The 11,747-nt window shown below is 43.1% G+C and carries 11 protein-coding genes; 9 read left to right on the top strand and 2 right to left on the bottom strand.

The annotated features are described in order from the left end of the window. Positions 1-2: 2 nt before the first annotated feature. Positions 3-1,664, bottom strand: coding sequence for a tetratricopeptide repeat-containing response regulator (locus tag A3757_RS19555; RefSeq protein WP_082865439.1), 1,662 nt, complete (start codon positions 1,662-1,664; stop codon positions 3-5). Between the two features lie 18 nt (positions 1,665-1,682). Further along, positions 1,683-2,456 carry a PleD family two-component system response regulator gene (locus A3757_RS19550; RefSeq protein ID WP_068554696.1) on the bottom strand — a complete coding sequence of 258 codons (774 nt, stop codon included), beginning with the start codon at positions 2,454-2,456 and terminating at the stop codon, positions 1,683-1,685. Positions 2,457-2,674: 218 nt separating this feature from the next. Here A3757_RS19550 and A3757_RS19545 point away from each other — a divergent pair, with 218 nt between their 5' ends. The 9 genes from A3757_RS19545 (at position 2,675) to nqrM (ending at position 11,702) form a co-directional block, all read left to right on the top strand. After that, complete coding sequence (locus A3757_RS19545; RefSeq protein WP_068506464.1) at positions 2,675-4,141, top strand: glyceraldehyde-3-phosphate dehydrogenase; 1,467 nt, start codon at positions 2,675-2,677, stop codon at positions 4,139-4,141. A gap of 356 nt (positions 4,142-4,497) precedes the next feature. Beyond that, positions 4,498-5,841, top strand: a complete 1,344-nt coding sequence (locus A3757_RS19540; protein WP_068554698.1) for a Na(+)-translocating NADH-quinone reductase subunit A — start codon at positions 4,498-4,500, stop codon at positions 5,839-5,841. A gap of 2 nt (positions 5,842-5,843) precedes the next feature. After that, positions 5,844-7,034 carry an NADH:ubiquinone reductase (Na(+)-transporting) subunit B gene (locus tag A3757_RS19535; protein WP_068554700.1) on the top strand — a complete coding sequence of 397 codons (1,191 nt, stop codon included), beginning with the start codon at positions 5,844-5,846 and terminating at the stop codon, positions 7,032-7,034. Next, positions 7,027-7,827: a Na(+)-translocating NADH-quinone reductase subunit C gene (locus tag A3757_RS19530; RefSeq protein WP_068506472.1), complete on the top strand. Its 801-nt coding sequence runs from the start codon at positions 7,027-7,029 to the stop codon at positions 7,825-7,827. The genes A3757_RS19535 and A3757_RS19530 overlap by 8 nt, the downstream gene beginning before the upstream one ends. A 2-nt stretch (positions 7,828-7,829) precedes the next feature. Then, positions 7,830-8,495, top strand: a complete 666-nt coding sequence (locus A3757_RS19525) for an NADH:ubiquinone reductase (Na(+)-transporting) subunit D (RefSeq protein ID WP_068506475.1) — start codon at positions 7,830-7,832, stop codon at positions 8,493-8,495. Next, positions 8,495-9,106 carry an NADH:ubiquinone reductase (Na(+)-transporting) subunit E gene (gene nqrE / locus A3757_RS19520; RefSeq protein WP_197470144.1) on the top strand — a complete coding sequence of 204 codons (612 nt, stop codon included), beginning with the start codon at positions 8,495-8,497 and terminating at the stop codon, positions 9,104-9,106. Before A3757_RS19525 ends, nqrE begins: the two co-directional genes overlap by 1 nt. A 31-nt stretch (positions 9,107-9,137) precedes the next feature. Then, entirely contained in the window at positions 9,138-10,364 is a 1,227-nt protein-coding gene (gene nqrF, locus A3757_RS19515) for an NADH:ubiquinone reductase (Na(+)-transporting) subunit F (RefSeq protein ID WP_068506479.1), read from the top strand. A 78-nt stretch (positions 10,365-10,442) separates the two neighbouring features. Beyond that, entirely contained in the window at positions 10,443-11,459 is a 1,017-nt protein-coding gene (locus tag A3757_RS19510; RefSeq protein WP_156490566.1) for an FAD:protein FMN transferase, read from the top strand. A 9-nt stretch (positions 11,460-11,468) separates the two neighbouring features. Further along, positions 11,469-11,702, top strand: a complete 234-nt coding sequence (nqrM, locus tag A3757_RS19505) for a (Na+)-NQR maturation NqrM (RefSeq protein WP_068506484.1) — start codon at positions 11,469-11,471, stop codon at positions 11,700-11,702. Positions 11,703-11,747 lie beyond the last annotated feature (45 nt).

The raw sequence follows: 11,747 nt of genomic DNA, 5'->3' as shown, positions 1-11,747 counted from the left end.
GTTCAATTTTGTTTTTTGGATTGAAGTTCTGCTACTTGCTTCTCGAGGTGTTTAAGCCTTCGGTATTGGTTATGCTGTTCGGGTATGTTGTTTATTTTTTCAAGGGACTGCTCTGCAAGCTTTAATAAGCTATGGTCAGCAGTTTCTTTAAATAGCTTCGTTACAACTTGAGCTAGATTAAGATTCAAGGCTGCGTGTCTTGGTGTATGCTTGAGCGCTTCTTTGAATGCTTCAGCAGCTTGTGCAAGTTGGCCTTGTTCAAACTGCTCAATACCTGATTTATTAAGGCGTTTTGCTTGCTTTTTGGCCACTAAGCTTTCGGGTTCGTCAAGCTGGCTTTCAATTTGCGCTAGCGCTTCGGGGTCGTTACTGAATCGCTCAGCGAGTGTGATTAAGAGTTTCTCGGCACGTTCAAGCTCGTTTAAGGAGTAGAGTGTCTTTGCTAGCTCGATGCCAATTTCCGCTGAGAGCTTCTCTTCTTCAATCATGCACTCTGCTTGATGAAGTTTTTCCTGTGCTGCTTCGGCATTGTTCTGACCATTAAATACTCGAGCCTCGATAAGCGTTGCATTGAGGCAGGCCTGTTCGTCAGCCGAAAATTTATGTGTTAATTCGTTTAGAACTTGTATCGCTTCGTCCGCATGTGTTTTGCCAGAATCACTAAGGTCTCCCGATGACCTTTCGGATAAGCAGCGGCCAAGGTTTAGGTAGTTGTCAGCTTTTTCATGTATTGAGTGTTCGCCATATCGAATAGCTTTCCTGTATGCCTCTGTTGCGCTTTCAATGTCTTGATTCTTTTGACATAGCTTGCCTAGTTTCTCATGACGTAGAATTACTCTGGGCGACATTTCAACTGCTGACTCAAGTGATTCTTGTGCTTTCTGTGGTTGATTCAGTTTCTCGTAGCAAGCTGCGAGACCGTCATATGCTTCAACCATGTAGGGGTTAAGTTTAAGTGCCGCCTTAAAGTTCTCCAGGGCAGGTGAGTAGTCTTGATTTGCTAATTGAGCTTGCGCCAGCCCTAGCGATGCCCACGGTATTTCGCGCTTTGCGATAATTGACTCATACAGCCTGATTGCGCTTTGTGTGTCGCCAATTTGTAGGTAAAGTTGGCCCAATGTTTGGTGGCACCAAGAAGAGTATCGTGACTTATCATTGATTAGTGCCAAGCACTGGCTGATAGCCTTGGGGTAGTTCTCTAGATCAAGTTCCTTATTTATAGGCTTTAGTGCTCGTTGTTGCATTACCAGTTGACCAAGGCGCTGCTCTAATACTGTGCGCGTAATTGGTTTTGCAATGTAGGCGTCGGGTTGGTACTCGCGTGCGCCGAGAACAACATCTTTAGCTGTTTCTGCAGTAACCATAACAAATAAATGGATGTGTTTGAGGCGCTTGTTTACGCGAAGTGCTTCAAGAACCTGTTGGCCGTTCTTGCCTGCACCAAGGTTGAAATCACATAATACTATGTCATAGAAGTTAAAGCGGCATTTTTCTAAGGCATCTTCGGCAGAATAGGCAATGTCGACATGTACAGCGCCAAAAGACGATAGCATGAGGCGCAACGATGAACGGAAGCTTTCAAAATCGTCAATGATCAAAAATTTAAGTCGTGGATAAATTTTATCGAGGTCGGGCTGTTTTTGCTTTGATGTCTTAGTTTCCACGTACGTCAATATCCATATCTACTGATTAGAAGGCGAGTTGTTTTCAAGGTAATCAATTATTTCCTCGACCAATCCATCCATCAAGTTAAGGCGAGTCTGAGTGCTGGCAAAGTTTGATTCAATGCGCTGCGTTGTAAACCAAGTAAACGTTGTGCCAAACAAGGCTAGTGCGAGAAATAGTGTGATGACTATCTGAGAAGGAGTAAAGTTTTGTGACTTTAATCGAAGCTCCTCGCTATCAGCTTTAGATTGCGCGAGTTCTAGTTTTAGGTTTCTATTTTCCTCGTGAAGCTCTTCATATGCGGTTTCTAATGTCGATACTCGCGCTAAAACTTTGCTGTTCGACATGTCGGCAATTGAGGTTTCAAGGTTTTTTTGTACTTCCTGGTAGACAGTAGGGACGTCTTTATCGTCATCTTTGGGCTTCAAGCAGATTCGACTGATCATTAAATATAACTTATCGCGATCAATTTGCTTGGATATAACGCCTGCAGCGCCCAGGGCGTGAGCTTCTTCATAATATTTATGAGCATGCTGTGAGGTGTACATAATGACGGGAATGTTTTGTGTGTCTGGGTTTGACTTAATGGCTTTCAGAGTGTCAAAGCCATCCATACCAGGCATTAAGTGATCTAGAAAAATAAAGTCCGGGTGAAACCATCCAAGTTGAGATAGTGCTTCCTCGCCCGATGAGGCTTGCTCGCATTGGATATCCATTTTTCTAAGAATTTTTGTTAGTAGCATTCTTGAAGTAGATGAGTCATCTACGACAAGCGCATTTGTATCGGCCACGTTTTTTACTCTTGATAGGCTTATGATTGTTATTCATTGATTTTAGCTGTTTTAACTTATAACGGAAATATGTGCGGCATATTTAATCTATTTTGTTGCTAATTGACCCAGATTAAGACGTGTACGCCTTAATTTAACCACAAAGCGTTGCACGCTGAACTATATATCTGGATAATAGCGGCCCTGATTTGACGCATAAACAAATAGAGGTGTTAAGCGTGAGCAATGAAGTGATTGATAACTGTTTTTCAGATTGGAAGAGTCGTGAAGCGACTGCAGAGGCGATGATTCCATTAATTGGTCGTTTGTACCGTCGTAATAATATTGTTACGTCCATCTATGGTCGTGCTGTTATTAACCAGTCAGTAATCGGAATTCTTAAGTCACATCGTTTCGTTCGCCAGGTGGAAGAGAAAGAATTATCTGTCCACGATACTTATGCGGTATTAAAGGTGATGGATGAGCTTGAGCTTGGTCATGCTCGTGTTGACGTTGGTAAGCTCGCCGTTCGCTTTGCTGAACAAACCAATGATGTTAGTTTAGAAGAGTTTGTCAAAGCAGAGTTATCCGACGTTGTTGGTGGCTACAGTGAAGAGGCTAGCAAAGCAGCTTCTGAAAATACCAAAGATGTCGTGTTGTACGGTTTTGGTCGAATCGGTCGCTTACTTGCGCGTATTTTGATTGAGAAAGCGGGCGGTGGAAATAATCTGCGTTTACGTGCAATTGTCGTTCGCGATGGCGGTGCTAAAAACGATCTAGAGAAACGCGCCAGCTTGCTTCGTCGAGACTCGGTGCATGGCCCATTCGAAGGTACAATCACGGTCGATTCTGAAAACAATCTATTGATCGCTAACGGAAATGCTATCCAGGTAATTTATTCTGGCGGTCCGGATCAGGTCGACTACACGCAATACGGAATCAATAATGCAATCGTTATTGATAATACCGGTATCTGGAGAGATGAAGCTGGTCTAGGTAGACATCTTGAGTCTAAAGGCGTTGCTAAGGTGCTTCTAACTGCGCCAGGTAAGGGTGACATTAAGAATATCGTTTATGGCATCAATAACGGTGATATCGCAAACGATGATCAGATTTTGTCTGCAGCATCTTGTACAACTAATGCTATTACGCCTGTTCTTAAGGCGATTGATGATGAATTTGGTGTCATTGATGGCCACGTAGAGACTGTCCATTCTTACACAAATGACCAGAACTTGATTGATAACTATCACAAAGGTAGTCGTCGTGGTCGTAGCGCTCCGTTGAATATGGTTATTACTGAAACAGGTGCCGCAAAAGCTGTTTCAAAGGCACTTCCAAAGATGGAAGGTCGTTTGACGGGTAATGCGATTCGTGTTCCAACTCCGAATGTCTCAATGGCTATTCTAAATCTGAATATCGAAAAAGCTACATCTGTTGAAGATGTGAATGCTTATTTGCGTAATATTTCCCTGCATTCTGATTTGGCTAAGCAGATTGATTATCTGACTTCAGATGAAGTTGTTTCAACTGACTTTGTTGGTTCACGTCGTGCTGGTATTGTAGATTCGAATGCAACTATCGTAAGCGGTAAGCGTTTGGTTCTTTATGTTTGGTACGATAACGAGTTTGGTTATAGTGCGCAGGTTGTGCGTATTGCCAACCAAATGGCTGGCATAGAATATCCTGTCTTCCCTAAGAGCTAGAGTCTAATATTTCCTTCAGGCGCTAACTGTTCAGTTGGCGCCTTTATTTTCTTTCTTGTATAAGCTGACTTTTACTACTTTACTTATCTTGTCTACCTAGTTGGTAGTATCTAGTGCTCCTATATTTGTACGCTAAAACGCTAGGGTTGATTTTTTAAGCAGGTTGGCACTTTAAATGGGTAGAATATAAGTAAATTTTGGTGCGTAGTGTAGCAATATGTTAAATGGCTCACTATAATTGTCCACGATTTTAGGTTCGCCGCAATCGAGTGGTAATGCTTTAACTGTATGGCACTCAACAGAACAAATTCTAACGTGGCGGAAAATTCACAAATTCTGATGAGAAGGCAGGATTAATGGTCAATATTAAAAAAGGCCTCGATCTTCCAATATCCGGTTCTCCCGAACAAAGCATCACCCAAGGAAATTCCATTAGCAAGGTTGCTATAGTTGGATTTGACTATGTTGGTATGAAGCCAACCATGTCTGTTCAGGTTGGTGACAAGGTAGCTAAGGGACAACTTCTTTTTGAAGATAAGAAAACCGAAGGTGTGAAATTTACTGCACCAGCTAGCGGGACGGTTATTGAAGTAAATCGTGGCGAAAAGCGCGTATTCCAGTCGATTGTAATCGAGAAATCTGGTGATGAAAAAGTAGAGTTTGCAAAATACTCCGCTTCAGATCTTGGAAGTCTTACTCGTGAACAAGTCGTATCGAATCTGGTTGAATCTGGCGTCTGGACAGCATTTCGAACTAGGCCTTATAGTAAAGTGCCTGAGTTGACTGCTCAGCCAAATTCAATATTTGTTACCGCAATTGATACTAACCCATTAGCTGCTGATCCTGAAGTAGTGTTGTCGGGCGAAGGTGAGGCTTTTAGTCAAGGTTTAAGTATTATTGAAAAACTTACTGAAGGTAAGGTTTTTGTTTGTACTAAAGCTGGTTCTAACATCGAACTACCACCCATCGCGCGCGTAGAAAAGCAAGAGTTTTCTGGCCCGCACCCTGCTGGTAATGCCGGAACACACATCCATTACCTTGATCCTGTAAGCGATAGTAAGAGTGTATGGACTATTTCTTATCAGGACGTCATCGCGATCGCTAAGCTTTTCACGACTGGCGAACTGTATGTAGAGCGGATTGTTTCTATTGCTGGCCCTTCTGTTAAGAAACCGCGCTTGGTTAAAACTCAATTTGGTGCCAATATATCTGAGCTGCTGAGCAATGAACTTAGTTCAACCTCTGCCAGAGCCATTTCAGGTTCGGTTTTTGGTGGCCGGACCGCAAGAGCTACAGTTGATTATTTAGGGCGCTATGCTTCGCAAGTTAGTGTTCTTGATGAACAAAAAGAGCGTGAGTTTATTGGTTGGTTATCTCCTGGTGCCAACAAGTTCTCTGTGATGAATATTTACCTTTCTAAGCTTAACCCTGCCAAATTGTTCAACTTTACGACCACAACAAATGGTAGTGATCGAGCAATGGTTCCTGTTGGTGCTTACGAAAAAGTGATGCCTTTAGATATCTTGCCAACTCAGTTACTACGATCTCTGATTGTAGGTGATACAGAGCAAGCACAACTTCTAGGTTGTTTAGAGCTAGATGAAGAAGATTTGGCGCTTTGCACATATGTTTGTCCTGGTAAGTATGAGTACGGTCCGATTCTACGAGAGAATCTGACTCGAATCGAAATTGAGGGTTGATCATGGGACTTAGAACAGTTTTAGATAAAATGGAGCCCCATTTCGAGAAAGGGGGCAAGTACGAGAAGTGGTATGCGCTTTACGAAGCTGCTGACACCATTTTTTATTCGCCATCAAGTGTAACCAAAACCACATCTCATGTTAGAGATGGTCTCGACCTTAAGCGTATTATGATTACGGTTTGGTTGTGCGCATTCCCTGCTATGTTTTTTGGTATTTGGAACGTCGGTTTCCAGGCAAATACTGCTATAGCGGCTGGGCTGGGTACTATACCAACCGATTGGCATAGCATGTTTTTCATTGGCCATGATGCGTCAAATATTCTTCATAACTTCGTATATGGCGCAGCATACTATATACCTATCTACCTGACAGTGTTTGTAGTGGGTGGTTTTTGGGAAGTGTTGTTTGCCACCGTGCGTAAGCATGAAGTTAACGAAGGCTTTTTTGTTACTTCAATACTATTTACCTTAATCGTTCCAGCTGATATCCCCTTGTGGCAGGTTGCTCTAGGTATTTCCTTTGGTGTTGTTGTTGGTAAGGAAATTTTTGGCGGTACAGGCAAGAACTTCTTGAACCCAGCCTTAACTGGTCGTGCGTTTTTGTTCTTTGCATACCCTGCCGAGATTTCGGGCGACGCAGTTTGGACTGCTGTCGACGGCTTTAGTGGCGCGACGCCTCTAAGCATTGTTGCAGCCAGCGGAATTGAAGGTCTTAACCAATCAGTTTCATGGGTCGACGCGTTCTTAGGCTTTATTCAGGGCTCAATTGGTGAAACTTCGACGCTAGCGATTATGATTGGCGGTTTTGCATTGCTTGCAACCAAAATTGCTTCCTGGCGTATCGTTGTTGGTGTATTTGGTGGTATGACAGCAATGTCACTTATCTTCAATATGATCGGCTCTGACACTAACCCTATGTTTGCAATGCCTTTTTATTGGCATCTTGTTATTGGTGGTTTTGCGTTCGGGATGTTTTTTATGGCAACAGACCCAGTATCCGCATCAATGACTAACCAAGGTAAGTTTGTATTTGGTGCGCTCATCGGTGTAATGGTTGTTTTAATACGTGTTGTTAACCCTGCATTCCCTGAAGGCATGATGTTGGCAATATTGTTCGCTAACCTGTTCGCACCATATATTGACCACTTGGTAATGCAAGCGAATATCAAGAGGAGATTGGCACGTGTCTAGTAAAGAAACGGTAGGAAAAACTATTACGGTTGCATTTTTGCTCTGTATTGTCTGTTCGATTGTAGTAGCGGGCTCTGTTGTACTGTTAAAGCCAATACAAGAGAAGAACAAGGCGCTAAACCTTAAAGCTAATATTTTGGCTGCCGCAGGCTTATTGGTTGAGGGCGCTTCGGCGACTGAAATTGAGAATGCCTTCTCTGCGATTAAGCCAATGTTGGTTGACTTGGATAGCGGTGAATATGTCGAGGCGTCTGCAGTAAATAAGGAAAATGTCCTTGATTACGACCAGAGAAAAGCGGCTAAAGATCCAGCCTTTTCAACAACTCTTTCGCGAGCTGACGACGTTGCAGGTATCAAGCGTAGAGTTAAGTTCGCCAAGATCTACTTGGTTGAAGATGCCGGAAAGATTGAAACGATCATTCTTCCTGTAAGCGGTTATGGCTTATGGTCGACACTGCATGGTTTCTTGGCTTTGGAGGGCGATGCTAATACAGTCGTTGGGCTTGGCTTCTATGAGCATGCCGAGACTCCTGGCTTGGGTGGTGAGGTTGATAATCCGCGCTGGAAAGCGATTTGGCCGGGTAAAAAGGTCTACGACTTCGCGTCTAGCGATCAGCCAAAGCTTGGCTTGATTAAAGGCGCAGTTGATAAAAGTCGAGCTGATGCCGAATACATGGTAGACGGTCTATCTGGTGCTACTTTGACTAGTGTGGGTGTGACTAACCTTATTCAATATTGGACTGGCGAGCAGGGATTCCAAAAGTACCTGAATCGCTTGCGTGAAGGAGCTTAAGAATGAGTGATGTAACAGCAAAAAAAGTTCTTTTTGAACCAGTTTTTAGCAATAACCCTATCGCACTTCAAATCTTAGGTATTTGTTCTGCGTTAGCCGTTACCACTAGTATGGAGCTATCGGTTGTTATGGGCTTGGCTGTATGTGCAGTATGTGGCCTATCTAACTTGTTTGTATCCGTAATTCGTAGCCAAATACCTTCGAACATACGAATCATTGTTCAAATGACTATCATTGCTTCGTTGGTAATTGTTGTTGATCAGGTTCTCAAGGCCTATGCCTATGAACTTAGTAAGCAGCTTTCAGTTTTTGTGGGCTTGATTATCACGAACTGTATCGTAATGGGGCGTGCTGAAGCGTTTGCAATGCAAAATGGCCCAGGCATGAGTTTCCTGGATGGCATAGGTAATGGTTTAGGATATGCCGTTATTTTGCTATTAGTCGCTTTTGTACGTGAATTGTTTGGTTCAGGCATGTTGTTTGGCATCGAGCTTATGCCTACCGTTAACAATGGTGGCTGGTATGTACCTAATGGTATGTTGCTGCTTCCTCCAAGTGCTTTCTTTATCATCGGTTTGCTTATTTGGGGCTTAAGGCAATGGAAGAAAGACCAGGTAGAGCCTGCTGATTACAAAATCTCGTCTCACTCTGTTAAGGAGGCGTTCTAATGATCGAATATTATTTAAGCCTATTTGTTAAGGCTGTATTTGTTGAAAATATGGCTTTGGCATTCTTTTTGGGAATGTGTACCTTCCTTGCGATTTCTAAGAAGATTCAAGCTGCAACCGGTCTAGGTATTGCCGTAGTCGTTGTATTGGCAATCACTGTTCCTGTAAATAATCTTATTTATACCTACCTTCTAAAAGATGGAGCCTTGGCTTGGGCGGGCTATCCTGATGTAGACCTGAGTTTCTTGGGTTTGTTAACTTACATTGGTGTTATCGCTGCTTTGGTACAGATTCTAGAAATGGTTTTGGATAAGTACTTCCCGGATCTGTATAACGCTCTTGGGGTATTCCTACCATTGATCACAGTAAACTGTGCGATCATGGGTGCATCTCTATTTATGGTTGAGCGTGATTATAATCTTGCTGAGAGCACGGTCTATGGCTTGGGTGCTGGTGTCGGTTGGGCTCTTGCGATCGTCGCATTGGCCGGTATCCGAGAAAAGCTCAAGTACAGTGATGTGCCTGAAGGTCTGCGTGGCTTGGGTATTACCTTTATCACTGTAGGCTTGATGTCACTAGGTTTTATGTCGTTCTCTGGTATCTCGCTTTAATTAACACTGGGTAGATAGATAAGGTATTAATATGAATGCAGAAATAGTACTCGGTGTGGTGATGTTTACGGTGATTGTACTGTCACTTGTAGCCATCATACTGATCGCAAGAAAACAATTAGTGAGTAGTGGTGACGTCTCTATCTTGATAAACGAAGATCCTGACAACACTATTAAAACCCCGGCAGGAGGAAAGCTACTTCAAACGCTTGCTTCTGAAGGCCTATTTCTATCATCAGCTTGTGGTGGCGGTGGTACATGTGCGCAGTGTAAGTGTAAAGTTTTAGAAGGTGGTGGCTCTATGCTTCCAACTGAAAAAGCTTACTTTACCAAGCGTGAAGAAGGTGAAGGCTGGAGACTCGCTTGTCAGGTTCCTGTGAAACAGGACATGAAAGTCGAAGTTGACGAAGAAGTATTTGGCGTTAAGAAGTGGGTTTGTACTGTTGAATCAAACGACAACGTAGCTACTTTCATTAAAGAACTGGTTCTTAAGTTGCCAGAGGGCGAGAACGTTGACTTTCGCGCTGGTGGTTATGTTCAGCTTGAGTGTCCACCTCACGAAGTTGATTATAAAAACTTTGAAATTCAAGACGAATATCGCGAAGACTGGGATAAATTCAACTTGTGGCAGTATAAGTCAATTGTTAAAGAAGACGTTATACGAGCTTACTCAATGGCAAACTATCCTGAAGAAAAAGGGCTTGTTAAGTTCAACATTCGTATCGCTTCGCCTCCTCCAGGAACGAACCACCCTCCAGGGATAATGTCATCTTACGTATTCAATCTTAAGAAGGGCGATACCATCGATGTTTACGGGCCATTTGGTGAGTTCTTTGCTAAAGATACTGACAACGAAATGGTATTTGTTGGTGGCGGTGCGGGTATGGCCCCGATGCGTTCACATATTTTTGATCAGCTTAAGCGACTTGAGTCTAAGCGTAAGATGTCATTCTGGTATGGTGCTCGAAGCTTGAGAGAAATGTTTTATCAGGACGAGTATGACAAGCTAGCAGAAGAAAATGAAAACTTTGTATGGCATGCTGCGTTATCTGATCCGATGGAAGAAGATAACTGGAAGGGTTACACCGGGTTTATTCATAATGTTCTATATGAAAATTACCTCAAAGACCATCCAGCACCAGAAGATTGTGAGTACTACATGTGTGGGCCTCCAATGATGAACGCAGCTGTTATTCAGATGCTTAAGAGTCTAGGTGTTGAAGATGAGAACATCTTACTCGATGACTTTGGCGGTTAATCTCGTCTAGTTATATTTCTAGTTACGCCAGCCCTGAACAAGGCTGGCGTTTTTCGTTTACAGCGGTTTTTATTTATTGTGTTTAGATTTTCTATTTTTTTGGTTTTGATGCTCGGCCTAATGGCGTGCGGCCAACCTCATCCAGACCGACTTCAATATTCTTTAAGTGGTTCGACGATGGGTACCACTTACAATATAAATATTGTGAGCCCATCGGAGGTTGATAGTTCACAGCTAAATACGATTCATTCTGCGATTGAGGCTGAGCTTGCTTCGATAGACTCTTTGATGTCTACCTATAAGCTTGACTCCGAAGTCTCTAGATTTAATCGCGCTGCTATAGGTGAGGGTGTTTCCTTGTCGGCCGCAACTATTGAAGTGCTTAATGAGGCGCTTGCGTTAAATAACTTGAGCGAAGGGAGCTTCGACCCAACTGTTGGTCCGCTAATTGATGCCTGGGGCTTTGGCGGTGGCTCTAAGCACAAGGGGATAGTTGTTGATGAAAAGAATCTCGCTTCTGTGCTTGAAAAAGTAGGTGTTCAACGCTTTAAATTGGTTGACGGTCAACTGTACAAACTCCAGGACGTAGAATTAGACCTCTCTGCTATTGCTAAAGGTTTTGCAGCAGATAAAGTTGCTATCGCGTTGCGTGACCAAGGCATCGCAAACTTTCTGGTAGAAATTGGTGGTGAGGTAGTGACTCATGGTAGAAGTGTTCGTGACTCCTTGTGGGTATTAGGTATTGAATCACCTGATAAACAGGGTAGAAACGTTTATACTAGGGTTCATCTTGGTAATGCTGCGCTCGCTACGTCGGGCGATTACCGAAATTATTTTGAAGAAAATGGTAAACGATATTCTCACACGATTGACCCACTCAGCGGCAGGCCAGTTGAGCATCTGCTTGCATCTGTTAGTGTGATTGCTGAAGATTGCATGTTAGCTGACGGGCTTGCGACGGCGCTAATGGTGATGGGTGAGCAGAGGGGGTATGAGTTTGCCTCAAAGCACAATATCAGTGCGTTATTTATCTATCGAGGTGATGAAGGCCTCATAACAATGCACACTGATTCGTTTAAACAGTATCTTAAGTAGGAGGAACTTATGGAGTTATTTTTCATAGTTTTCGGTGTTCTTGCCCTGTTAATGTTGGTTATGGCTGTTGGCGTTATTTTTGCCAATAAGCCGATTACCGGTTCGTGTGGTGGAATGAGTGCGCTTGGTATGGAGGTTGCTTGCGACGTCTGTGGCGGTGACAAGGATAAATGCGACAAAGAAGTTGATAGTGCTGCTAAAGACGCTGCCGGAAAAGATATTTCTTATAATGCAATGAAGTAGATACAGCTTAAGTATCATTACATACGGTTTTTTCTAGAGGTTCAG

The sequence above is a fragment of the Oleiphilus sp. HI0117 genome (genome assembly GCF_001635235.1).
This window is presented reverse-complemented; position numbering and strand designations above follow the sequence as displayed.

Excerpts from the sequence above, each read along its gene's own strand:
- A3757_RS19525 (WP_068506475.1), top strand. The coding sequence starts at position 7,830 with ATGAGTGATGTAACAGCAAAAAAAGTTCTTTTTGAACCAGTTTTTAGC.
- A3757_RS19535 (WP_068554700.1), top strand. The coding sequence starts at position 5,844 with ATGGGACTTAGAACAGTTTTAGATAAAATGGAGCCCCATTTCGAGAAA.
- nqrF (WP_068506479.1), top strand. The coding sequence starts at position 9,138 with ATGAATGCAGAAATAGTACTCGGTGTGGTGATGTTTACGGTGATTGTA.
- nqrM (WP_068506484.1), top strand. The coding sequence starts at position 11,469 with ATGGAGTTATTTTTCATAGTTTTCGGTGTTCTTGCCCTGTTAATGTTG.
- nqrE (WP_197470144.1), top strand. The coding sequence starts at position 8,495 with ATGATCGAATATTATTTAAGCCTATTTGTTAAGGCTGTATTTGTTGAA.
- A3757_RS19540 (WP_068554698.1), top strand. The coding sequence starts at position 4,498 with ATGGTCAATATTAAAAAAGGCCTCGATCTTCCAATATCCGGTTCTCCC.